Origin of the sequence: Acidovorax sp. NCPPB 3576 (genome assembly GCF_028473605.1) — a bacterium.
Taxonomy (GTDB): Bacteria; Pseudomonadota; Gammaproteobacteria; order Burkholderiales; family Burkholderiaceae_C; genus Paracidovorax.
The window spans coordinates 1,231,839-1,255,276 of sequence record NZ_CP097267.1 but is presented as its reverse complement, the minus strand read 5'-3'; the positions used below and the strand labels follow the sequence as shown (position 1 = coordinate 1,255,276).

The 23,438-nt window shown below is 63.3% G+C and carries 25 protein-coding genes; 7 read left to right on the top strand and 18 right to left on the bottom strand.

The features are described 5' to 3' along the window. Positions 1-220 precede the first annotated feature (220 nt). A complete protein-coding gene (locus M5C98_RS05840; RefSeq protein WP_442867238.1) occupies positions 221-1,705 on the bottom strand; it encodes a DegQ family serine endoprotease in 1,485 nt (494 codons plus the stop codon). Here M5C98_RS05840 and M5C98_RS05835 point away from each other — a divergent pair. Then, complete coding sequence (locus M5C98_RS05835) at positions 1,620-1,820, top strand: hypothetical protein (RefSeq protein WP_272553412.1); 201 nt, start codon at positions 1,620-1,622, stop codon at positions 1,818-1,820. The two genes, M5C98_RS05840 and M5C98_RS05835, sit on opposite strands and share 86 nt — an antisense overlap. Positions 1,821-1,840: 20 nt before the next feature. On the opposite strand, the gene M5C98_RS05830 is transcribed toward M5C98_RS05835, so the two are convergent. The 12 genes from M5C98_RS05830 to M5C98_RS05775 form a co-directional block, all read right to left on the bottom strand. Next, complete coding sequence (locus M5C98_RS05830) at positions 1,841-2,896, bottom strand: MucB/RseB C-terminal domain-containing protein (RefSeq protein ID WP_272551555.1); 1,056 nt, start codon at positions 2,894-2,896, stop codon at positions 1,841-1,843. A 58-nt stretch (positions 2,897-2,954) separates the two neighbouring features. Beyond that, positions 2,955-3,578 carry a sigma-E factor negative regulatory protein gene (locus M5C98_RS05825; RefSeq protein ID WP_272551553.1) on the bottom strand — a complete coding sequence of 208 codons (624 nt, stop codon included), beginning with the start codon at positions 3,576-3,578 and terminating at the stop codon, positions 2,955-2,957. 55 nt (positions 3,579-3,633) lie between these two features. Next, positions 3,634-4,260: an RNA polymerase sigma factor RpoE gene (rpoE, locus tag M5C98_RS05820; RefSeq protein ID WP_272551552.1), complete on the bottom strand. Its 627-nt coding sequence runs from the start codon at positions 4,258-4,260 to the stop codon at positions 3,634-3,636. 18 nt (positions 4,261-4,278) lie between these two features. Beyond that, positions 4,279-4,764 carry a hypothetical protein gene (locus M5C98_RS05815; protein ID WP_272551550.1) on the bottom strand — a complete coding sequence of 162 codons (486 nt, stop codon included), beginning with the start codon at positions 4,762-4,764 and terminating at the stop codon, positions 4,279-4,281. A gap of 63 nt (positions 4,765-4,827) precedes the next feature. Continuing rightward, complete coding sequence (gene fabF, locus M5C98_RS05810; protein ID WP_272551549.1) at positions 4,828-6,072, bottom strand: beta-ketoacyl-ACP synthase II; 1,245 nt, start codon at positions 6,070-6,072, stop codon at positions 4,828-4,830. A 38-nt stretch (positions 6,073-6,110) separates the two neighbouring features. Further along, on the bottom strand, positions 6,111-6,350 hold the full coding sequence (gene acpP, locus M5C98_RS05805) for an acyl carrier protein (protein ID WP_003058049.1): 240 nt from the start codon (positions 6,348-6,350) through the stop codon (positions 6,111-6,113). A 103-nt stretch (positions 6,351-6,453) separates the two neighbouring features. Beyond that, complete coding sequence (fabG, locus tag M5C98_RS05800; RefSeq protein ID WP_272551541.1) at positions 6,454-7,209, bottom strand: 3-oxoacyl-ACP reductase FabG; 756 nt, start codon at positions 7,207-7,209, stop codon at positions 6,454-6,456. Continuing rightward, the gene (gene fabD, locus M5C98_RS05795) at positions 7,206-8,165 is read right to left on the bottom strand and encodes an ACP S-malonyltransferase (RefSeq protein WP_272553172.1); all 960 of its coding nucleotides are present in this window, start codon (positions 8,163-8,165) and stop codon (positions 7,206-7,208) included. Before fabD ends, fabG begins: the two co-directional genes overlap by 4 nt. A gap of 50 nt (positions 8,166-8,215) precedes the next feature. Beyond that, the gene (locus M5C98_RS05790; RefSeq protein ID WP_272551540.1) at positions 8,216-9,193 is read right to left on the bottom strand and encodes a beta-ketoacyl-ACP synthase III; all 978 of its coding nucleotides are present in this window, start codon (positions 9,191-9,193) and stop codon (positions 8,216-8,218) included. Then, the gene (gene plsX, locus M5C98_RS05785; RefSeq protein ID WP_272551538.1) at positions 9,193-10,245 is read right to left on the bottom strand and encodes a phosphate acyltransferase PlsX; all 1,053 of its coding nucleotides are present in this window, start codon (positions 10,243-10,245) and stop codon (positions 9,193-9,195) included. The genes M5C98_RS05790 and plsX overlap by 1 nt, the downstream gene beginning before the upstream one ends. Before the next feature lie 108 nt (positions 10,246-10,353). Then, the gene (gene rpmF / locus M5C98_RS05780; protein WP_092744121.1) at positions 10,354-10,536 is read right to left on the bottom strand and encodes a 50S ribosomal protein L32; all 183 of its coding nucleotides are present in this window, start codon (positions 10,534-10,536) and stop codon (positions 10,354-10,356) included. 99 nt (positions 10,537-10,635) lie between these two features. After that, positions 10,636-11,187, bottom strand: coding sequence for a YceD family protein (locus tag M5C98_RS05775; RefSeq protein WP_272551536.1), 552 nt, complete (start codon positions 11,185-11,187; stop codon positions 10,636-10,638). A 25-nt stretch (positions 11,188-11,212) separates the two neighbouring features. Between M5C98_RS05775 and M5C98_RS05770 the strand changes: the two genes are divergently transcribed. Then, on the top strand, positions 11,213-11,812 hold the full coding sequence (locus M5C98_RS05770) for a Maf family nucleotide pyrophosphatase (protein WP_272551535.1): 600 nt from the start codon (positions 11,213-11,215) through the stop codon (positions 11,810-11,812). Next, positions 11,809-12,591 carry an SAM-dependent methyltransferase gene (locus tag M5C98_RS05765; protein WP_272551533.1) on the top strand — a complete coding sequence of 261 codons (783 nt, stop codon included), beginning with the start codon at positions 11,809-11,811 and terminating at the stop codon, positions 12,589-12,591. The genes M5C98_RS05770 and M5C98_RS05765 overlap by 4 nt, the downstream gene beginning before the upstream one ends. 138 nt (positions 12,592-12,729) lie before the next feature. Here M5C98_RS05765 and M5C98_RS05760 read toward each other — a convergent pair whose 3' ends face one another. The 4 genes from M5C98_RS05760 to M5C98_RS05745 are packed head-to-tail and all read right to left on the bottom strand — an operon-like array spanning position 12,730 to position 15,872. Then, positions 12,730-13,767, bottom strand: a complete 1,038-nt coding sequence (locus M5C98_RS05760) for a S49 family peptidase (RefSeq protein ID WP_272551532.1) — start codon at positions 13,765-13,767, stop codon at positions 12,730-12,732. 3 nt (positions 13,768-13,770) lie between these two features. Further along, on the bottom strand, positions 13,771-14,133 hold the full coding sequence (locus M5C98_RS05755; RefSeq protein ID WP_272551530.1) for a Rieske (2Fe-2S) protein: 363 nt from the start codon (positions 14,131-14,133) through the stop codon (positions 13,771-13,773). A gap of 51 nt (positions 14,134-14,184) precedes the next feature. Beyond that, the gene (locus M5C98_RS05750) at positions 14,185-14,853 is read right to left on the bottom strand and encodes an HAD-IA family hydrolase (RefSeq protein WP_272551529.1); all 669 of its coding nucleotides are present in this window, start codon (positions 14,851-14,853) and stop codon (positions 14,185-14,187) included. Between the two features lie 5 nt (positions 14,854-14,858). After that, the gene (locus M5C98_RS05745) at positions 14,859-15,872 is read right to left on the bottom strand and encodes an RluA family pseudouridine synthase (RefSeq protein WP_272553170.1); all 1,014 of its coding nucleotides are present in this window, start codon (positions 15,870-15,872) and stop codon (positions 14,859-14,861) included. Between the two features lie 578 nt (positions 15,873-16,450). On the opposite strand from M5C98_RS05745, the gene M5C98_RS05740 reads away from it, so the two are divergent. From M5C98_RS05740 to queF, 4 genes are all read left to right on the top strand, one after another. After that, entirely contained in the window at positions 16,451-19,681 is a 3,231-nt protein-coding gene (locus M5C98_RS05740) for an Rne/Rng family ribonuclease (RefSeq protein ID WP_272551528.1), read from the top strand. Positions 19,682-19,795: 114 nt separating this feature from the next. Next, positions 19,796-20,572: a peroxide stress protein YaaA gene (yaaA, locus tag M5C98_RS05735; protein ID WP_272551527.1), complete on the top strand. Its 777-nt coding sequence runs from the start codon at positions 19,796-19,798 to the stop codon at positions 20,570-20,572. 79 nt (positions 20,573-20,651) lie between these two features. Beyond that, on the top strand, positions 20,652-21,548 hold the full coding sequence (locus M5C98_RS05730) for a 2OG-Fe(II) oxygenase (RefSeq protein WP_272551525.1): 897 nt from the start codon (positions 20,652-20,654) through the stop codon (positions 21,546-21,548). A 73-nt stretch (positions 21,549-21,621) separates the two neighbouring features. Then, positions 21,622-22,467: an NADPH-dependent 7-cyano-7-deazaguanine reductase QueF gene (gene queF / locus M5C98_RS05725; protein WP_272551524.1), complete on the top strand. Its 846-nt coding sequence runs from the start codon at positions 21,622-21,624 to the stop codon at positions 22,465-22,467. 44 nt (positions 22,468-22,511) lie between these two features. Here queF and M5C98_RS05720 read toward each other — a convergent pair whose 3' ends face one another. Then, complete coding sequence (locus M5C98_RS05720) at positions 22,512-23,366, bottom strand: SirB1 family protein (protein WP_272551523.1); 855 nt, start codon at positions 23,364-23,366, stop codon at positions 22,512-22,514. Positions 23,367-23,438 lie beyond the last annotated feature (72 nt).

Below are 23,438 nucleotides of genomic sequence, written 5' to 3'. Positions count from 1 at the left end.
GAATAACTTGTGGGCGAACTGTGGATCACCTGTGCATGGCTTAATACCATCCCACATGGTGAATACCGCCCCCTTCGATATGCCTTTAAGCTGAAAAAACAGCTGCCATTCTATCGAAAACGATCAATGGAAATGGCGCGCAAAAACACCTCATCGCACGTCCGATTGACTGCGCAAAAGCCCCAATCCCCAGTTTGGGGTGGGGCTTTGCCCGAACCGTCTAGCGTGCCGGCCGGATCAACGCGTATTGGGCCCACTCACCACGGCGGAACAGCACATTGATGGGCTTGCTCTTGTCCGCTTTGGCCAGGGCTGCCTCGAAGTCCTTGAGGTTGGCCACCTCGATGTTAGCGATGGAAAGAATCACATCCCCTTCGCGAAGGCCTGCACGCGCGGCTGCTTCGGTGGCTGCATTGACGCGGATCCCGCCTTTGAGCTTCAGCTCCTTCTTCTGCGCGTCGGTCAGATCGGCGACCGACAGGCCCAGTTGCTGGGCCGCAGGCGATGGCTTGGGTTTCGCGCTTTCACGCTCCCCGCCTTTGCTTGCCACCGGCTTGTCATCCGGCTCGATCTCGGCCACGGTGATGGACAGATCCTTGGTAGTACCGCGGCGGAACACCGTCACCGTGCTCTTGTTGCCGGGCTTGGTATTGCCCACCAGACGCGGCAGGTCGGCAGTTTTTTCAATGGTTTTGCCATCGAATTTCGTGATGATGTCGCCCGCCTCCACGCCGGCCTTGTCAGCGGGCGATCCTGCCTCCACCCCGCTCACGAGCGCGCCCTGTGGCTTGCCCAGGCCGATCGACTCGGCCACATCCTTGGTGACTGGCCCGATCTGAACGCCAATGCGCCCGCGCGTCACACGCCCGGTGGCACGCAACTGATCGCTGACACGGATGGCCTCATCCATCGGGATGGCAAAGGAAATCCCCATGAAGCCGCCCGAGCGCGAATAGATCTGGCTGTTGATGCCCACCACCTCGCCACGCATGTTGATCAGCGGACCGCCGGAGTTGCCTGGGTTGATCGCCACGTCCGTCTGAATGAAAGGCAGGTAGTCGCCCGTGTCGCGCTGCTTGGCGCTGACGATGCCTGCGGTCACCGAATTTTCAAGCCCGAAGGGCGAGCCGATCGCCATGACCCATTCACCGACCCGCAGGCGGTTGAGGTCGCCCACCTTCACGGCCGGCAACCCGGTGGCCTCGATCTTGACCACTGCCACGTCGGTGCGCTTGTCGGCGCCCACGATCTTGGCCTTGAATTCGCGCTTGTCGGTCAACGTGACGATGACTTCGTCCGCGCCCTCCACCACGTGCGCGTTGGTCATCACATAGCCGTCTTGCGTGAGGATGAAGCCAGAGCCCACGCCGCGCGGCTGCTCTTCTTCGGGCTGCGCCCGAGGGCGCTGCTGGCGTTGTGCATTGGGCGGCACAGGCACGCCAAAACGGCGGAAGAATTCGAGCATCTCCTCGTCCATGGCGTTCGGGCCGGCACGCTCCGTTGCCTTCTCCAGCGTACGGATGTTGACCACCGACGGCCCCACCTGATCCACCAAATCCGTGAAATCCGGTAGGCCCCGCACGGTGGGCGCAGGCGTTTGCGCCAACACGTTGGCCGGCATGGCTGCAGAGGCAGCGGTCAATGCCATCGCGACGGCCACGGCGCACGATTGCAGATTTTTCCAGTTCGTCGTCATCGGCATCATCGTTCTTTCTAAATTCAGAGAAGACATCGGGGAGCAGCAAAGGAACTTCGTATTGCAAGGTTCACATTTGGTTCCCGAAAGACAGCAGGCCGTGGCCAGAACACCCATCCCCTGACACAGCGGCAGCGGCGCCGCTCAACGGGCGTATTCCAGCTGCTCGGCCACCAGCCGCAAGGTTTCTTGCGGTACTTCGCCCACCGCCGTGAGCCACATGTTGCCTGAAACACGCTGCGCCAGAGTCTGTGTCGCGCCCATGCTGCCAGCGCTGGGGCCAGCAGGATGGCGGGAGGCGTCATACCGCTCCAGAAAAAGAGACACGGTCGCCAACCCATCGGAGAGCAGACAATGCAGCGGAAGGCCCGACTGCGGCGGGGAGGCGGGATCCTCTTGCTTATAGCAGTCCCCAGGAATGAATCCCCCCACCGGCGCCCGCAGACGCCAGCCCTCGGCTTGCGCCGTCGTCTTTCGCATGGCAACTGTGACCAGGCGGAAATCACGCACGTCATCCATCATGCCGGCCAAACGCGCAAATGGCACCGCATTGTCCAGTTCCAATTGAGAAAACGCGGCCTGCTCAAGCACGCGCCCCCGCAGGTCCAGAGTCTGCAGCTTCAAGATCAAGCCCGAGGCTTCGGCCACCCACATGCGGTAACCGAAACGCAGGCCATCCTTGGGCCGAAGCCAAGCCACTTCGCTTTCATGGCCCGCGATGCGCTCACGTCCCAGGGTTTGAACCGTGTAGTACGCATCCAGTCCGCGATCCGCGGTTTCGGGCAGCCGAGGAAACAAACTGGGCATGTCGCGCCGGTCCTCACGCACGATCCGCGCCTGGGGCAGGAAAGTGCGTACAAGTCCCTCACGACGATAGACCACGCGGGGTACACCGCTCAATGCTTCGATGCGCTCGATCTGGTCATTTCCATTGGCCGCATGCCATATGCGAGAACTGACCATGGCACCCGATGCCGACAACACCACGAAGGTCCCGTTGTAACTGTGCTCACGGGAGGCGCGATGGATGCGCTCCAGCCATCCGGAAATGGAGCGCACCTCGCCGGGAGCGACCACGCTGGATGCAACAGCAGCAACAGCAGGCTCAGGCCCGGCGAGCGCCTGGCCTGAGCCTGCTGCCATCAGCATCCACACCAAGGCACGGCGCATCGAAGCGGCGCTTTGCAGATAGCCGGCCACAGCATGGCTCGCACGAGGCCGCACTGGCAAAGGGCCTTCCTGGCCTGTCTTCACGATCTCAGCGCGCCGGAGCCTCGAACGTGGCATTGCGCAAGAAACCAGCCGGCATTTGCAGCGCCGATGTGTTTCCGAACTGCTTGTGCGCCGCCAACAACTCGTCAAGCCGCGGGTCGCGGATCATGACCTGCGGCGAGTTGCTGCCTTCGGACCCGTCAGCCATCGCCACCGCCGCAGAGGCTGCGGTCACTGGCGCGGCAACGGCCATCTGCGCACCCTCGCCACCCGCCTGAATTCCGGTCAGGGCCGTCCAGCCGATTGCCCCGACGGCGGCCAGCGAAGCGAAGCCCGCAGCCATCTTCCAGCGGAACACGGATGCATTGGCGGCCACAGCGGGCTGCTCCAACTGGGTCACAGCGCCCTGGGCCACCGTTGCAACCAGTGGAGGACGCTCAATGCGCTCTTCTTCGATCTGGCTGCGAAGTCGCTCCACCAGAGAGGAGCCCACAGGACGTGCCAGTTCGGAAGAACGGAGAACATCGCCGATCAAGTGGTACATCTGCCACGTTTCAGCACCGTCCGCGTTGCTGCTGGCGTAGTCCACAGCTTGGTCGAACTCTCGGCCTCGCAACTGCCCATCCGCCAGGGCAGACAAATGTTCACGCATTTTCAGATCGTCATTCATGGTCGTTCCCCAGCCATCACGTTTTGCTTCACTGTGCCCTGCCATTCACGCCGCGCTACCAGCGCTTGCCCGACTGCTTGTCCAGCAATGGGCGGACGCGGGCTGATATGGCTTCCCGCGCCCGAAAAATACGGGACCGGACGGTGCCGATAGGGCAATCCATGGCAGCCGCAATCTCTTCATAAGTCAACCCTTCGATCTCACGCAGTGTCACGGCCTGGCGCAGGTCTTCAGGCAGCGCATCCATCGCCGCGTTCACAGCCACAGCGATTTCCTGGGCGGCGAGCACGGTCTCGGGCGTTTCGTCGGTGGTTAGTTCATGCCCCAGTCGGGAAGTTTCATCGTCGTCATCACTTCCTCGCAAGGCATTTTCCGAGATGACGGGATTGCGCTTCATGTCGACGAGCGCCTTCTTGGCGGTATTGACCGCAATCCGGTAAAGCCAGGTGTAGAACTGGGCCTCCCCCCGGAACTGGTGCAGCGCGCGATAGGCCCGGATGAACGTTTCCTGGGCAATGTCCTGCACGAGGTCCGAGTCACGGACCATGCGGCCGATGAGCCGTTCGATGCGCCGCTGGTATTTGATCACCAGCAATTCGTAGGCCTTCTGGTCACCCGCAACCGTGCGCTCCACAAGCTGAAGGTCACTGTCGGCAGAAGGCGGGTGCATGGAAGCAGTCATGGAAAAAAGGCTCACGCGTCACCGCGCCGGACAGAGAAACATGCCGTCGGCCCTGGGCTCTGGCTTGGGGCGCGAATATACCGCACGGCGCAGGGCCGCCCAGCCGTCCTCTCGCCCCATGCGCTCAAGGCACAACCAGGCGGTCCGGCCATCGATCGCATGCAGTTGCACCAAGAGGAACGATTGAAAGTCTGTGTGGACGACCAACTCGCCCGCGACAGGCATGCCTGAACCTTGAATCAAGGACCAATGCAAACCATCCCAATCCAGGGTGCCTTGCGGCAGACGGAACCAAAAGCGCCAAGCCAGTCCAGCAGCAGAGCCCCACAAAGCGACGAACACAACGCTTCGAACCAGAGGACTGCCTGCAGAACCCATCACCCAAGCTGCAAAGCCGCAAAGTCCAGCAAGCAAGGCGGCTGCAATGAAACAGCCCAGCCATCGGCTCCTTGACACCACATGACGGGTCGCGGGCGCATGAAGGGATTTGGCCAAGCGGGTCATCGCCACTCCCGCAAGAGAATCACAGACGGCCGAGTGGGGCAGCGCGGCTGTCCATCCACCCAGTCAAACGCGCTTGAAAACCAGCGTGCCGTTGGTGCCGCCAAAACCAAAGTTGTTCTTTACCGCAATATCGATCTTCATGTCACGAGCGACATTGGCGCAGTAATCCAGGTCGCATTCCGGGTCTTGCTCGAACATGTTGATGGTGGGGGGCGCTTTCTGGTCACGCAGCGCCATCACGGTGAACACGCTCTCGATGCCACCCGCACCGCCCAGCAAGTGGCCGGTCATCGACTTCGTCGAGCTGATCACCGTCTTTTTGGCATGCTCGCCCAAAGCGGCCTTGATCGCGTGGGTTTCGTTCAGGTCGCCCAGCGGGGTGGAGGTGCCATGGGCATTCAGGTAATCCACGTCTTCAGGGTTGATGCCGGCATTGCGCAACGCAGCCTGCATGGCGCGACGAGGCCCATCCATGTTGGGCGCTGTCATATGCCCCGCATCGGCACTCATGCCATAGCCAGACAGTTCCGCATAGATCTTGGCGCCACGGGCCTTGGCATGCTCGTACTCTTCCAGCACCAGCACCCCCGCCCCTTCGCCCAATACGAAGCCATCACGGCCTTTGTCCCAAGGCCGAGAAGCGGTCTGAGGATCATCGTTGCGCGTGGACAAGGCACGCATGGCAGCAAAGCCACCGACACCCAAAGGCGAAACCGTGGCCTCCGTGCCGCCAGCGACCACCACATCGGCATCGCCGTATTCGATCTTTCGCGCAGCCTCTCCGATGCAATGCAACCCCGTCGTGCACGCCGTCACGACGGAAAGGTTGGGGCCTTTGAATCCGAATCGCATCGATACGTGCCCCGCCACCATGTTGATGATGGACGCCGGAACGAAAAAAGGCGTGATCCTGCGAGGCCCCCGGCTTTCCAGTTCCGCGTGGGTGTTTTCGATCAGGGGCAGCCCGCCGATCCCAGATCCGATGATGCAACCGATGCGCGTCGCCAACTCTTCGTCCAACGCCTCGCCTGTCGGAAGCCCCGCATCCCGCACTGCTTCGTCCGCCGCAGCGATGCCGTAATGGATGAAGGTATCCATCGTGCGCGCATCCTTGGCGCTCATATAGGCGCCAAGATCGAATCCCTTGACCTCACCCGCAATCTTGCAGGCAAAGTTCGAAGCGTCGAACTTGGTGATGAGGTCAATGCCGGATTTACCGGCGAGGATGTTGGCCCAGGCATCTGCCACCGTGTTTCCGACGGGGGTGATGCAACCCAGGCCGGTCACGACGACGCGACGACGGCTCATGCGCTAAGACTTTCTACGGATCTGTCTGAACTGAAGGCTCAGGCCTTCTGATGGGTGTTGGCGTAGTCGATGGCGTTTTGCACCGTGGTGATCTTCTCTGCGTCTTCGTCAGGGATCTCGATGCCGAACTCGTCTTCCAGCGCCATCACCAGCTCCACCGTGTCCAGAGAGTCTGCACCGAGATCGGCCACGAAAGCCTTTTCGTTGGTGACTTGCGACTCTTCAACGCCGAGTTGCTCGGCAATGATCTTTTTGACACGTGCTTCGATATCGCTCATGGTTTCCCTTTGAGGGTTGTGAATGAATCCGCGATTCTAGCTGCTTCGGGATCAGTCCCCCACCAGCCCGCCGTCGCGATGAATCGGCGCTAACTTTGCTCAATTACATGTACATGCCGCCATTGACATGCAACTCCTGCCCCGTGACATAACCCGCCTCTGCCGATGCGAGATAGGCTACTGCATGGGCGATGTCCTCCGGACGGCCCATGTGGCCCATCGGGATCTGGGATTGGAGCGATTGCTGCTGCTCCGCCGGAAGTTGCGCTGTCATGTCCGTGGCGATAAAGCCAGGGGCGATGCAGTTCACGGTGATGCCCCGGCTGGCGAGTTCACGGGCAAGGGCACGCGCCATGCCGGCAACGCCAGCCTTCGCAGCCACATAGTTGGCTTGGCCCGGATTGCCAGCGGAACCCACCACGCTAGTGATGTTGATGATGCGGCCAAAACGCTGCTTCATCATCGGACGGATGACTGCGCGGCTGACCTGGAACACGGCCTTCAGATTGGTGTCGATGACGGCGTCCCAATCATCGTCCTTCATGCGCATGGACAAGGTGTCGCGGGTGATTCCCGCATTGTTCACCAGCACATGCAAGCCGCCGTGCTGCTTCACGATGGTGTCGATCAACGCATCGACCGCGGCCACATCCGTGACGTTCAGATTGACGCCATGGCTACCGGCATTGGACGACAGAGCTTGAGAGATCCGCTGAGCCCCCTCGTCTGTTGTCGCAGTTCCGATTACCAGGTAGCCACGGGCCGACAACACCGCCGCGATGGCTGCGCCAATGCCGCGCGATGCGCCCGTGACCAGCGCCACCTGGGGCTTCTCATTCAATGCAGGGGTATCGCTCATGCCAACAATGCTCGTGTTTCGGCCAGCGAGGCCGGGTCATAGATAGAAGACGCAACCAACTCGGGGTCGATGCGTTTCGTGAGGCCCGCCAGCACTTTGCCCGGACCGCATTCCACCAGATGCGTTACGCCCTGGGCTTTGAGCGCTTGCACGCACTCCACCCAGCGAACCGGGCCAAAGGCCTGGCGATACAGCGCATCACGGATGCCATCCGCTTCTTGCTGGACCATGACGTCCACGTTATTGACAACGGGAATCTGCGGGGCTGCCAACGTCAGCACCGATAGGGCCTCACGCAATTTTTCGGCCGCCGGCTTCATCAAGCTGGAGTGGAAAGGGGCGGACACGGGCAACGGCAATGCCCGCTTGGCGCCTGAGGCTTTCAGCAGCTCACACGCTTTGTCGACACCGGCTTTCGTGCCAGCAATCACGGTCTGGATGGGGTCGTTGAAATTCACGGCTTCCACTACCTCACCACTGGCCGCACCGAAAGACGCCGCTGCGGATGCGCAGCCTTCGATCACTTTGTGGGCCTCCATGCCCAAAATGGCCGCCATCGCCCCTACGCCGACGGGAACCGCCTCTTGCATGGCCGCAGCACGCAGCCGAACCAGCGGCGCCGCCTGTGCCAGCGTCAAAACGCCTGCAGCAACCAGTGCGGAATATTCACCCAGCGAGTGGCCAGCCAGGGCCACCGGAGCATTCCGACCCTCGGAAATCCACACACGCCATGCAGCCACGCCAGCCACGAGCATGACCGGCTGGGTATTGGTTGTCAGTGACAGCGCTTCTTTTGGCCCTTCATGAATCAATCGGGCGATGTCTTCGCCCAGAGCGTCGGAAGCCTCCCGCAGAGTCTGCGCAACCACGGGGTGGTCACCCCATGCATCCAGCATGCCAACCGATTGGGAACCCTGGCCAGGAAAAACAAATGCAAAAGATTTTTTTGTCGTCATAAACGAATAATCAAAACCGCCGTCACCGCCCATTTATCGAGCGTCTGAAGCTATAGTTTTAGGAGCACCGCACCCCAAGTGAAGCCGCCACCCACACCTTCCAGAAGCAGCGTCTGTCCAGGCTTGGCTTGGCCCGTGCGTACTGCATGGTCAAGCGCCAGAGGAATGGAAGCCGCAGAGGTGTTGCCATGCTGGTCCACGGTAACGACTACCTTGTCCATCGACAGGCCCAGCTTCTTCGCAGTGCTTTGCATGATGCGAATGTTGGCCTGGTGTGGAATCAGCCAGTCCACATCCGCATCGGTCAGGCCTGCCTTTTCCAACGCAGCACGTGCCGCCTTTTCCAACACACCCACTGCAAGCTTGAAAACGGCTTGACCATCCATTTTGAGGAGCGGATCGCCCAGAATCTGCCCGCCATAAACATTGCCTGGCACGCACAGAATGCCTACATGACGGCCATCGGCATGCAGATCGCTCGAGAGAATACCCGGAGTTTCCGACGCCTCCAGCACCACTGCACCGGCACCGTCGCCAAACAAGACACAGGTGGTCCGATCGTTAAAGTCGAGAATGCGGCTGAACACTTCAGCCCCCACAACGAGCGCCCGACGGGCACTGCCGGACTGGATCATGGCGCCTGCCACGGTCAACGCATAGACGAAACCACTGCACACGGCCTGAACATCAAAAGCCGGACAGCCATTGGCCCCCAGCTTGTTTTGCAAAATGCAGGCCGTCGAGGGGAAGACCATGTCCGGCGTGGACGTGGCGACGATGATCAGATCGATGTCTTGGGGCTGGACTCCTGCCGCTTCCAGCGCATTGCGACAGGCTTCCACTCCCAGGTCACTGCTGCAAACATCGCGCTCTGCAAAATGGCGTGCCCGAATGCCTGTCCGCTCGACGATCCACTCGTCAGAGGTTTCCACGCCCCGCTGGGCCAGTTCGGCCACGAGGTCGGCATTAGTCAGACGACGAGGAGGAAGGCTGCTGCCAGTGCCTGTGATGCGGGAGTAGCGTCTCATCAATATGGGGACCCGACGGCGGTTCTGACAGGCTGGGCATCCAGTGGCGCCAACAAGGGCGCAGCATGCGCCACCCGCGTCCGGACGCGGTCGAGCAGGTTGTTGCGGGCTGCATCATACGCCCGGTTCAAAGCCTGCTCGAACGCCATGGCGTCCGCCGAACCATGACTTTTGAACACCAATCCACGCAACCCCAACAAGGCAGCGCCGTTGTAACGGCGATGATCCATCCTCTTCATTAGTGCAGATAGGACTGGATAAGCAACAACTGCCGCCAATTTAGTAAAGATATTGCGTTTGAATTCTTGCTTGAGTCCACCGACGATCATGGACGCCACGCCTTCGCTGGCCTTGAGCGCAACATTTCCCACAAAACCGTCACAAACGACGATATCGACAGTGCCCTTGAAAATGTCGTTGCCCTCGACATTGCCATAAAACCGCAAATCACCGGAATTGCCAGCTGTACGAAGCAGTTCGCCTGCTTTTTTGATGACTTCGCTGCCTTTGATGGCCTCTTCTCCAATGTTCAGTAAGCCAACGACCGGCTCCGAGCCTTCTTGAAGCGCGGAAACCAAGGCCGACCCCATCACGGCGAACTGGAGCAAATGCTCGGCACTGCAGTCCACGTTGGCACCCAAATCCAGCACCGTCGTTGCGCCGCCTTTTGCATTGGGTATCTGGGTGGCGATCGCGGGGCGATCGATACCATCCAGAGTTTTAAGGAGGTAGCGTGCAATGGCCATCAAGGCACCCGTATTGCCCGCCGACACGACCGCCTGCGCGGCCCCGTCTTTGACCTGCTGGATGGCAACGCGCATGGACGAATCCTTTTTGCGGCGCAGTGCAATTTCCACCGGATCATCCATGGTGACAACTTCGCTGGCAGGCGTGACAGCGGCCCGGTCATGCTTGAAGTCTTTGAGGCTCTCGGGCTGGCCTACAAGAAGCAAACGGGCTTCGGGATGGTTTTCAAGAAACTGGCGGCACGCCGCTAGCGTGACGCGGGGGCCGTGATCGCCCCCCATGCAGTCAACAGCCAGTGTGATCATGGGCGACTTGTCCGGCCGCAGAAAACGACCGGAAATGAAAATACAGCGAACAAAACAAAGGCCCGCGCTACCAATTTTGTAGCAGCGGGCCTAGGCGCGTGATTTAAATCAGGCTTCAGACTTGTTCTTCAGCACTTGGCGGCCACGGTAGAAACCGTTGGGGCTGATGTGGTGGCGCAGATGGGCTTCACCTGTGGTGGGCTCGACAGCCGTGCCTGGCACGTTGAGAGCATTGTGCGAGCGGTGCATGCCGCGCTTGGAAGGAGATTTTTTGTTTTGCTGAACAGCCATGGTGGCTCCTGAGTCTTGAAGGGTTGGTAAAAAACGCGATCAGCCCATAAAGACACGAGGGGATTCGCGTGAAGCCCTCGATTATAGCCCAAATGGTTTTCAGTCTTCCGGCGTGTCTTTTCGCAGAGCAGCGAGCGCCGCAAAAGGGTTGGGCTTTTGCGCGCTGGCCTCTTCGAAATCGTCATCGGTGGATTCCATCGGCACAGGTGCCGGGCACTCGTCGTGCCTTGGCACCAGTGGCAACCCCATGAGCAACTCGTCTTCGATCAACTCGCGTAGATTGAATTCGCGGCTCAATGCCAAAAGGTCTTCATCACTTTCGTCGTCCAAGGCTTCCGCTGTGGCTTCATCGGCCACAAAACGAAATTCACGCTGTACCTGAAGTGGCACGTCCACCGATCCAAGACAGCGCTGGCATGTCATGGGAAGCGCCGCGTGCACCGTGAGCCGCAACCAGATCTGCCCGCCGATACCGTGCGTGCTACGCAATTCGCCATCGGCCTCCCAATCCACCATGAGATCGGGGTGCAGGCCTTTAGCCTCCTGGGCCAGGCGTTCATATTTCAGCAGAGAGTCATGGCCGGACAGGTGACCGCCCGCCTGCGCGAAGGCTTTGACATCGAGGCGCTGAGGGGAGAATTCCTTGGTCATGGCGGCAGTGTAAGAGAATCGGCGCATGCCTCCATCCTCTTCCTTGCCCCGCCGCTTGGTGCTGGGCTCGACCTCCCGCTACCGCGCCGAACTCCTTTCCCGCCTTCGTCTGCCTTTCGATGTCGCGGCACCCGATGTAGACGAAACCCCTCACCCCGGCGAGGCGCCCCGCGCCCTCGCCCTGCGATTGGCGATGGCCAAGGCGCGCGCCGTATCCACCTCCTGCCCTGATGCGGTGGTGATCGGCTCCGATCAAGTAGCGGATCTTCTCGGACAACCTCTGGGCAAACCCGGTACGCACGAGAAAGCGGTCGAGCAATTGCGCCAGATGCGCGGACACAGTGTCGTGTTCCAGACTGCCATCGCCGTGGTCTGCGCAGCCACCGGATTTGAAGAGATGGAACTGGCTCCGGTAGAAGTCCGCTTTCGTGACCTGTCCGATGCAGAGATCGAGCGCTACCTGCGCGCCGAGCAACCTTATGACTGCGCCGGTAGCGCCAAGAGCGAAGGGTTGGGCATCAGCCTTCTCGACAGCATTCACAGCGATGATCCGACAGCGCTGATCGGCCTGCCGTTGATCCGAACCTGCCGCATGCTGCGCGCGGCGGGCCTGGAGTTGCCATGACTGCAGCAGCATCGACGGGCACGCTCTACCTTGTCCCCGCGCCACTCGACTTTGGGTGCGATACCCAAGCCCCGCTGGACCAATCTCTTCCCACCGCCACATTGCAGACGGCTTCGCAAATCACCCATTGGATCTGCGAGAACGCCAAAAGCACCCGTGCATATCTCAAGCGCGTCGACGCGCTTTTCCCTCTGAAACTGCCATTGCAGTCGATGCAGATTGACGAGCTGCCACGCGAAGTACACAAGAAAGGCGATCACGGTGCTGACGGACATGTGACCTTCGACGCCCGTACGTTGCTCACACCCGCCTTGGCGGGCAACGACATGGGTTTGGTGAGCGAGGCAGGAATGCCAGCAGTGGCAGACCCCGGCAGTTCGGTCGTGCGCGCGGCGCATGACTGCGGACTGAGAGTCGTGCCGCTGGTGGGACCGGTATCGCTCCTGCTGGCGCTGGCTTCGAGCGGCCTCAACGGACAGGGCTTTGCTTTTGCAGGCTACCTGCCGCAGGACCCAGCCCATCGCGCACAGCGCATCCGCGAACTGGAAGCGCTGGCCCTCAAGCAGGGACAAACCCAGCTGTTCATCGAAACCCCCTATCGCAACGCCGCACTGTGGCAGGCCCTGGTGCAGACTTTGCAACCGAATACACGGCTGGCGCTCGCAAGCGGACTTACGCTACCGCAGGCCCGCACGGCGAGCCGACTGGTGCGCCAATGGCGGCAGCAGCCGGAATTGCCAGACAACCGCATACCCGCCGTATTTGCAATCGGGCGTTAGGCATCCACAGAGCCACGAAACTCCTTGACCAGGAGGCCTTCACTCATACGCCGAGGATGGCAGCGCTTATCTGAACTACTGCGCCAAGCGCTGCTTATCAATCCAAGCGAAGCCAAGTGCTCCCGGCGACATGAGCCCTCAGCGGATTGCAGGCGCGCCCTTGATGGCCTGTACCGCGGTCTGCCCCATGGCCGCACCGAACTTCTTGACAAGCCGCTCCGCAACGTTGTCACGGCGGGTGTAGTCGATGATGTCTTCGGCCTTGACGACCTCGCGTGCCACGTAGTCGAGGTTGCCCAGGTGGTCGGCCAGCCCCATCTCCACGGCTTGCTGGCCGGTCCAGAACAGGCCGCTGAAAGTGTCCGCAGTGGGCTTGAGCCGATCGCCCCGCCCTTCCTTGACCACATGGATGAACTGCTGGTGGATCTGGTCCAGCATGGCTTGCGCATAGGCGCGCTGCTTTTCGGTCTGAGGGCTGAAGGGATCAAGGAACCCCTTGTTTTCGCCCGCGGTCAACAAGCGGCGCTCCACACCCAACTTTTCCATGGTGCCGGTAAAGCCAAAGCCATCCATCAGCACGCCGATGCTGCCCACGATGCTCGCCTTGTCCACATAGATTTCGTCCGCTGCAGCAGCGATGTAATAGGCAGCCGACGCGCAGGTTTCCTCCACCACGGCATAGACCGGCTTGTTGTACTTGGCCTTCAGGCGAATGATTTCATCGTTGATGATTCCGGCCTGCACCGGACTGCCGCCCGGCGAGTTGATGAGCAGCACCACGGCCTGCGATCCGGAATCCTCGAAAGCACTGCGCATCGCAGCCACCACGAATTCGGCGCTGGCCTCGGCTCCCGCCGCGATTTCGCCCTTGATATCGACCACCGCAGTGTGAGGCGTGCTTTTGCTCGTGCTGGTGGCGTCGCGCGCCAGCAACACCCAGGCCACCGCAATCAGGAAGATCAGCCAAGCCAACCGGGTAAAGATGCGCCAGCGTCGCGCGGAGCGTTGCTCGGACAGGGTCGCGAACACCAGCTTTTCCAGCACGTCCCGCTCCCATCCAGGCACTTTCGCAGGGTCTCTTGCTTCTTTTTCAGTAGCAGTCTGCGCCCAAAGGTCGGGCGCTGGCGGGGGATTTTGCCCAGAACCAGAAGGTTCGGGCCGGGTCGGTTCGGTCATTTGTCAGAATTCGACAGGTTGCAAGTGGGAGTCAGTATGCCAGCGCACTACGCCCTGGCCCTCGGAGAGTTTGATCTTCACCAGCCCTCCACGGCACGGGCCACCGGAGCAAGCACCCGTGTCGGGCCGATAGGCCGCGCCATGTGTGGCGCAGAGCAGCCACTGCCCCGTGTCGTCGAAGAATCGGTCCGCTTGGTAGTCCATTTCCATCGGCACATGCGTACAGCGATTCAAGTAAGCGTGGGGGCTGCCCTCGAAGCGCACGGCAAAGGCGCGGCAGACTTGGCCCGCATACGTGACGTCAAAGGCAACGGCCCGCCCTCCGTCCACCAAGTCGGTGCTGGGGCAAAGGTCGATGGATTGCATGGAAGAGGCCATGGCGAATGCACACGATTGGGATTGGCTGGCAGCGCAGCGTCAGGCGTGCTGCAAAAGCCAGTTGTGCAGTTCTGGCACGGAATGCATCACGCCGAGGGGTTTCAGGCTGTCGAATTCGCCAGGTTCGTGCGCTCCGTAGCTAACGCCCAAGCTGGAGCATCCGGCCGACAGGGCCATCTGCAGGTCGTGGGTGGTGTCGCCGATCATCAAAAGGCGTTCCGGCGCCACATCGAACTCGGCCATCAGTTCCTGCAGCATGAGCGGATGCGGCTTGCCAGCGGTTTCATCGGCGGTGCGAGAGCCATCGAACATGCCCCGCAACGCCACCGTGTGCAGCACCTCGTCCAGGCCGCGCCGGCTTTTGCCGGTCGCCACGGCCAACAGGTGCCCGCGGGCGCGCAAGTCTTCCAGCATGGGCATCACGCCGGCAAACAGGCTCAAGTCGTCCTGGTGCTTGAGGTAGTGGTAGCGGTAGCGGTTGCCCAGTTCGGCGTGCTTCTCCGGAGGCACGTCGGGTGCCGCGTGAGTGAGTGCCTGCATAAGCCCCATGCCGATCACCCAGGCCGCAGCCTGGTCGGTCGGCACCGTCCCGCCGACGTCGCGCACGGAGTCCTGAATGCAGCGCACGATGATGGCGGTGGAGTCGTAGAGGGTGCCGTCCCAGTCGAAAGCAATGAGGTCGAAGCGGCGGCGTGGGGTCGTGGGCATGGTTTTCAGGCGGTGGCGGCGGTGAATTGCGCCAGATCAGGCGGCAACTCTGCGCGCAGTTCGATGCGCTCGCCGTTGGAGGGATGCGCGAACTGTAACCGCCACGCATGAAGGAACATGCGCCTGAGGCCATGCTTATGCAGCCGCTTGTTGAGTTCGAAGTCGCCGTACTTGTCGTCACCCGCAATGGCATGGCCCTGGCTGGCCAAGTGCACGCGAATCTGATGGGTGCGTCCGGTCTTAATGGTGACCTCCAGCAGGCTCATGGCCGGCAGCCCCTCGACCGCTCGCGCCGGCAGTTGGTCACGCACTTTCACGAGAGTGATGGAGCGCATGCCGTCGGGGTCTTCCGGCGTGGTCACCCGCACCCGCCGTTCGCCATCGGCCTGCAGATACTTGTGCAAAGGGGTGTCGATCACCTTCTTGTTGGCGGCCCAGGTGCCAGGGACCAGGGCCAGATAGGTCTTGCCGGTTTCGCGCTCCCGGAATTGGTCTTGCAGGTGCGTGAGCGCTGAGCGCTTCTTGGCCACGAGCAGGATGCCCGAGGTCTCGCGGTCCAGCCGATGCACGAGTTCCAGGAACTTCGCCTGGGGCCGGGCCTGCCGCAGTTGCTCGATGACGCCAAAGCTCACACCGCTGCCGCCATGCACGGCCACGCCTGCAGGCTTGTCGATGGCAATCAAATGCTCGTCCTCCAGCAGGATGGGGAACTCGCGGGCCGGCGCAGGGCGTTCGGCCTTCTCGGCCACCTTGTCTGAAATGCGCACAGGTGGCAAGCGCACTTGATCGCCCGCGGCAATCCGGGTGTCTGCACTGGCCCGGCCTTTGTTGATGCGCACTTCACCGCTTCGGATGATGCGATAGACGTGCGTTTTCGGCACGCCCTTCAAATGGCGTATCAGAAAGTTATCGAGCCTCTGGCCGGCCGAGTCCTCATCGACTTCGACGATGCGGGCCGCAGCGGGGGCGGGGTTTGGGGCTCGGTCCGTCGCCGGTTTGCCCCCTATAATGTGTTTCACCTGCGCGATGTTCTGTAAGTGGTTGATTTGTCTGGAGTTTAGTCCACGCAACCTTTCAAGCCGCGCAGGCAGGTCGATGCCAACGGGTGTCGTGTGCGCAGATTGCAGGCCAGATGCCTGTGGTGGCTCCCACGCCGCGCGGCCGGCTGACAAATTGAAACACCGAAACCGGAATCCCCAGTCCGCAGGCCGCCCAACAGGCAGGTTCTGCGGGCGGATCAAAGCGAAAACATGTGGGCATTGTTGGCATGGATTGTGACCCTGTGGCGAAGGCGCCTGCCTTCGGCATGGGCTCCCCGATCGCCGGCATCGCCCGTGCAGCCCGCGCCATCAGCCACGTCTTTCTTGGCAACGCTGCACACGTTTCCCCTCGCCCCCATCCACGCGCCCCCGCCACGACTGCGAAGCTAGTGCTTCACAGCCGCGTGGCATTGCGGCAATTCCCTTCGTTTCAATGCGTCGGCCTTGGCATCCATGGCTCCTGAAGAGCCTGTGTCATTGGTTTGAATGGGCAGGACGCGCGCCGCTGCAGTTTTTGCGCTGCGCGCCGCCGCCCGACAACGAAAAGGAATCCCATCATGAAGCGGATGCTTATCAACGCCACGCAGCCCGAAGAGCGCCGTCTGGCCATCGTCGACGGCCAGAAGCTGCTGGACTACGAAATCGAGATCGAAGGGCGCGAACAGCGCAAGGGCAACATCTACAAGGCCGTAGTCACGCGCGTCGAGCCCTCGCTGGAAGCCTGCTTCGTGGACTACGGCGAAGACCGCCACGGTTTCCTGCCCTTCAAGGAAATCTCCCGCCAGTATTTTGCTGAAGGCGTTTCGGTCAACCAGGCGCGTATCAACGACGTGATCCGCGAAGGCCAGGAATTGCTGGTGCAGGTCGAAAAGGAAGAGCGCGGCAACAAGGGCGCAGCCCTGACCACCTTCGTATCGCTGGCCGGCCGCTATGTGGTGCTGATGCCCAACAACCCGCGCGGCGGCGGCGTATCGCGCCGCATCGAAGGCGAGGACCGGGCCGAGCTCAAGGAGGCGATGGACCAGCTCGACTACCCCAAGGGCATGAGCATCATCGCGCGCACCGCTGGCATCGGCCGCACCGCGCCCGAGCTGCAATGGGACTTGAACTACCTGCTCAAGCTCTGGACCGCCATCGACGGCGCGGCCAAGGGTGGCAAGGGCGCCTTTTTGATCTACCAGGAGTCGAGCCTGGTGATCCGCGCGATCCGTGATTATTTCAACGGCGATATCGGCGACATCCTCATCGACACGGACGACATCTACGAGCAGGCGCACCAGTTCATGGCGCACGTGATGCCGGAGCACGCTGGCAAGGTCAAGCGCTACCGCGACGACGCTGCCCTGTTCAGCCGCTTCCAGATCGAGCACCAGATCGAGTCGGCCTATGCCCGCACCGTGACCCTGCCCTCCGGCGGCGCCATCGTGATCGACCACACCGAAGCGCTGGTGAGCGTGGACGTCAACTCGGCACGCGCCATCAAGGGCGGCGACATCGAGGAAACAGCCACCCGCACCAACCTGGAAGCCGCCGATGAAGTGGCCCGCCAGATGCGCCTGCGCGACCTGGGCGGCCTCATCGTGATCGACTTCATCGACATGGAAGAGTCGAAGAACCGCCGCGAAGTGGAAAACCGCCTGCGCGACGCACTGCGCCAGGACCGCGCCCGCGTGCAGTTCGGCACGATCAGCAAGTTCGGCCTCATGGAAATGAGCCGCCAGCGCCTGAAGCCCGCACTGAGCGAAGGCTCCTCGATCCCCTGCCCCCGCTGCGGCGGGTCGGGCCACATCCGTGACACGGAAAGCTCGGCGCTGCAGATCCTGCGCATCATTCAGGAAGAGTCCATGAAGGACAACACGGCCGCTGTGCACTGCCAGGTGCCGGTGGATGTGGCTTCGTTCCTGCTCAACGAGAAGCGCCCCGAGATCGCCAAGATCGAACTCAAGCAGCGCGTGACCGTGCTGATGGTGCCCAACAAGACCCTGGAGACGCCGAACTACAAGCTCGAGCGCCTCAAGCACGACGATCCGCGCCTGGACCACATCGACGCCAGCTACAAGCTCGTGGAAGAAGTGGAAGACCCCACCGCCGTCACGCGCCGCTCGCAAGAGCCCACCAATAAGCAGACCCCGGTGATCAAGGGCGTGCTGCCCGACGCGCCGGCCCCGATTGCCGAACCCCGCCCGGAAGGCGCGGCACGCGGCGCATCGCACAGCCGGCCCGCAGCGGCGGCCGCTGCAGCCGCTGCGGCAGCGACCCCTGCACCAGCGCCCGCGCCGGCCGTGGCCCCTGCGCCGCAAGAGCAAGGGTTCTTCGCCTGGCTCAAGAGCCTGTTCGGTTTTGGCGAGCCCCCACGCGCACCCGCCCCTGTGGCCACGCCCGCACCGGCCCCGGTGGCCGAGCCATCGCGGGACGGCCGGCGTGAAGGCCGTGGTGGTGGCGAGCGAGGCCGCCGTGGCGAGCGCAACGGCAGTGACCGCAATGGCCCACGGGACGGCCAACGCGAAGGCAATGGCGAAGGCCGTGGCCGCCGTGACGGCCGTGCGGAGCGCCCGGATGGCGAAGCCCCGCGCAACGGCAACGGCAACGGCAATGGCCGGGGACCGCGTGATGCAGAAGCGCGCGGTGGACGTGAGGGCCGTCCGGAAGGCGAACAACCCCGCAATGGCGGGCGAGAACCCCGTGAAGGCCGCGAACCCCGCGAGCCACGTGAAGGCCGTGGTCGTGGCCGTGACGGAGAACCCCGCCAAGCGCCTTTGAGCGCCGAACAAGGCGCAGCGCTGCCCTCGACCGCTTCGGTCACGCTGGATGGCGCCCCCGAACCCGTGGAAGCCGCACGCAGCGAACGCGGCCCCCGCCGCGAGCGGGGCGAACGTGGTGGCCGCGGCGAGCGTGGTGGGCGTGAGCGCGGTCCGCGCATGGACGAGGCCGCCGGCGCTGGCCAGGGCCCCGTGGCGGACTTCGTGGATACCTCCCCCATGGCTTCCCTGCCCGACCTGGACCTGACCGGCAACGACGCGGCACCCGCGACGCCAGCAGGCGAAGAGCGCCGTGAACGCCGCACGCGTGACCGCTACGGCCGCGACCGCCGCGAGCGTGGTGAACGTGGTCCGCGTGAGAACGGCGCAGAGCAGGAGCAGCCCGCAGGCAACCTGATGGACTTCGATGCCAGCGCAACGGCACCGGCCGACAGCTTGCCCGCCGAAGCCACGCAGGAACCCGCGCGCCGCAGCTACTTCAATGCGTCCGCTGCCGCTGCGCCCCAGGCGCACGAGCCGGTGACCGCAGTCGATGTGCCAGTGGAACCGACGGTGCCTTACACGCCCGCCGTAGAGCCGGCTGCACCTGCGCCGGTCGCTCAGCGCCCCGTGGCCGCACCCGCCGTTGCCGTGCCGGCAGCAGCAGCAGCCCCGGTCGCGCCAGTGGCCTCCGCTGTGGCACCGATGGCGCCTTCTCCAGTGCCTGCACCCGCAGTCCAGCCCGCCGCAGCCGCCCCGGCCGCAGCCCCTGCCCAAGCCAATGGCGCCATGCCACGGGTGCAGGCATTCACGCTGCCGGTGGACCAGCTGAACCAGGTCGCTCAGACCTCGGGCCTGCAATGGGTCAACTCCGATGCAGAAAAGATCGCAGCCGCGCAGGCCGCCATCGCGGCCGAGCCGCGTCCGGTCCACGTGCCGCGCGAACGCCCCCCGGTGGTGGCGATCGAGGAAGGCCCGCTGGTGCTGGTGGAAACGCGCCGCGACCTGCGCGACCTGACGCTGCCGTTCGAGCAGCCGCCCGCCGCCTGATGCGGCCCCGCCGGCCCGCGGTGCAATGCCCGGGCCGGTTGTCGTCTTTGCCGGAAAGCGCGTTGCCGGGCTTTCCGCTTCTCTCTCCGAGGTCACCGGACCATCGCGACACCCATGCTGTTCCTGCTGTCTCCCGCCAAATCCCTGGACTACGACACACCGCTGCCCGATGGCGTCGGGCACACGCTGCCGCAGTTCATCCCCCAGTCCACCCGGCTCATCGAAGTGCTGCGGCAGAAGTCTCCGCAGGACATTGCCGCGCTGATGGGCATCAGCGATCCGCTGGCAGCGCTGAACGTGGCGCGGTACGCCACGTGGCGGCCAAAGTTCACCGCGGCCAATGCGCGCCAGGCCGTTCTGGCTTTCAACGGCGATGTGTACGAGGGCCTTGAGGCCCGCTCGCTCACGCTGGCCGAACTGGACTGGGCCCAGAGCCACGTCGCCATCCTGAGCGGCCTGTACGGCGTGCTGCGCCCGCTGGACCGCATGCAGCCCTACCGGCTGGAAATGGGCACGCGGCTGGCCACCGATGGGGGGGCCAATCTGTACCAGTTCTGGGGCGAGTCGATTGCCAAGCACCTGAACCGCCAATTGGCGGCCGATGCCACGCCGGTGGTCGTCAATCTGGCGTCGCAGGAATATTTCAAGTCGGTGGACCGCAAGGTGCTGAAGGCGCGCGTCATCGAATGCGTGTTCGAGGACTGGAAAGGCGGGATCTACAAGATCATCAGCTTCCACGCCAAGCGGGCCCGGGGGCTCATGGCGCGCTATGCCATCCAGCAGCAAGTGGCCACACCGCGCCAGCTCGAGGGTTTTGACCGGGAAGGCTATGCTTTCGCCGCTGCGGCTTCTACGCCGGAGCGGCTGGTGTTTCGCCGCAAGGCGGCCTGACGATTGTTTGCCCAACGCATCCCAGCCGAACCGATTGATCCACCTCCGGCACGCCAACGCCACTGACGCCTACCACGCCATGCCCGCACGCTCCCGCCAGACCACCTCTGCCGCACCGGCCGACGCACCGTCCCAATCCGTGACGCCAGAGCTGCGCGAATGGATCATCGCGCAGGCCCAGGCCGGCTTTCAGGCGCCCGTGGTGCTCCAGTCCATGCTCGACGCGGGCTGGCAGGAGGACGTGGCCACGCACGCCATGGAGCATGTGCTGCGCGACCATTTGGAAACACTGGCCGTGCAGCAGGGGCAGCCGCCCGCCTCCCGCGTGCCCGAGCCGGCCGTGGGCGAGTCGCCGCTCTTCATCGACGCGGGCGACCGCCGGGTCGAGGTGCTGATGTCCATGGCCCAGCCGCGCGTGGTGCTGTTCGGCAACCTGCTCTCGCCCGAGGAGTGCGAAGCGCTGGTGGCCGAAGCCGAGCCGCGCATGGCGCGCTCGCTCACCGTGGCCACGCGCACGGGTGGCGAAGAGGTGAACGACGACCGCACGAGCGACGGCATGTTCTTCCAGATCGGCGAGAACGCGGTGGTTCGCCTCCTGGAAGAGCGCATCGCCAAGCTGGTGAACTGGCCGCTGGAAAACGGCGAAGGCCTGCAGGTGCTGCACTACCGCCCGGGCGCGGAATACAAGCCCCACTACGACTACTTCGACCCCGCCGAGCCCGGCACGCCGACCATCCTGCGCCGTGGCGGGCAGCGGGTGGCCACGCTGGTGATCTACCTGAACAACCCGGACAAGGGCGGCGGCACCACCTTCCCCGACGTGCACCTGGAGATCGCGCCGCGCCAGGGCAACGCGGTGTTCTTCAGCTACGAACGCCCCCACCCGTCCACCCGCACGCTGCACGGCGGCGCGCCGGTGATCGCCGGCGAGAAGTGGATCGCCACCAAATGGCTGCGCGAACGCAAGTTCGAATGAAATCGGCTTGACGCCCTAGTTCTCATTGCCTCCATAGCTATTAAATCAATAGCAAACAGAAACACGGAGTTCCATGAACACCCCCGAACAATCGCAGCTGGGCCGCGCATCCGCCTATGCGGACCAGTACGACGCCTCCCTGCTCTTTCCGATCCCCCGGGCCGGCAAGCGGGCGGAGATCGGCATCGGCGACACGCCGCCCTTCTTCGGCGCCGACCTGTGGACGGCGTTCGAGCTGTCCTGGCTCAACCCGCGCGGCAAGCCGCAGGTGGCGATCGCCCACGTGACGGTGCCGTGCGAGACGCCGAACATCGTCGAGAGCAAGTCGTTCAAGCTCTACCTGAACAGCTTCAACAACACGCGCTTCGCGGACGCCGCCGAAGTGCAGGCGCGCATCCGCGCCGACGTGAGCGAAGCCGTCTGGCGCGGGGCGCCCCACGCAGGCACGGTGGGCGTGAAGCTGCTGCAGCCCGAGTTGTTCGACCGCGAGCCCGTGCATGAACTGGACGGCCTGCTGCTCGACCGCCTGGACGTGGAATGCACGCAGTACACGCCGGCCCCCGAACTGCTGTCGGCCAACCATGCCGAGACGCCGGTGACCGAGGCGCTCACGAGCCACCTGCTCAAAAGCAACTGCCTGGTGACTGGCCAGCCGGACTGGGGCAGCGTGCGCATCCACTACAGCGGCCCGCAGATCGATCAGGCCGGGCTGCTGCAATACCTGGTGAGCTTTCGCAACCACAACGAATTCCATGAGCAATGCGTGGAGCGCATCTTCATGGACGTGTGGACGCGCTGCAAGCCGATCAAGCTGTCGGTGTATGCGCGCTACACGCGCCGCGGCGGACTGGACATCAACCCGCTGCGCACCAGCCACCCGCAGGCCCTGCCGCCCAACGTGCGCACGGCGCGCCAGTAAGAGCGGCCCGCAGAGCCCTTCCAGCGTCGTTGCCGCGCTGCGCCTCAGTTGCTGGCGCGGCGCAGCAGGCTCACGCGCTCGGCGATGGCGTCGATGTCGAGCCCGTCTTCCACGCGCGCCAGGTACGTCTCCAGATCGGCCACGGCCAATGCCGTGTCGCCCCGCTCCGCATGGGCCAGGCCCCGGTCCCGCCACTCGCCCCAGGCATCGGGCAGCAGCACGATGAGCCGGTCCTGCACGGCCACCAGCCGCGCCCAATCCTTTTGCGAGCGGTGGATTTCCTTGAGGTTGCGCAGCATGCGCGCGATCACGTCGCGCGGCGGCGCCGTCTGCAGGTACAGGCCCAGCGGAATGTCGTAGTCGTCCATCAAGCCGCTGCTGCGGTGCCGGTAGGGTTCGAGCCGCTCGGACAGTTCCTCTCGCGACAGCGACTGGCCCGTGGTCGGGTCCATCACCACCTGCCCCTTGGGCAGCAGCACCTTGATCATGAAGTGCCCCGGAAACGAAACACCGCGCGCGTGCAAGTCCAGCCCCTGGGCCAGTTCCATCCACACCAGCGCCAGCGAAATCGGAATGCCCCGCCGCGTGCGCAGCACGGCATTGAGGTAGCTGTTCTCGGGGTCGTAGTAGTCGTTGACGTTGCCCGCGAAGCCCAGGTCGCCGAAGAAGAACTGGTTGAGCGAGCGCAGGCGCTGCAGCGACGACGCATCGGCGGGTAACCGCCGGCGCAGCCGGGCGAGCAGTTGATCCACGTCGCCGAGCAACTGCTGCACGTCCAGCTCGGGGTACTCGTCCTGCGCGATGGAGGCCGCCGCCTCCAGCAGGGGAAACTGGTCGTCGCTGCGCACCAGCGTGGCGAAGTACTCCAGCGGAGTGGGAAGGGAATAGCTCAGGGCCATTGGAGGGTTGTAAGGGGCGTTCCGGGCCGCGTCAAGCGGGGTTCCGAAGAGAGAAAACCCGGCGCGAAGGCG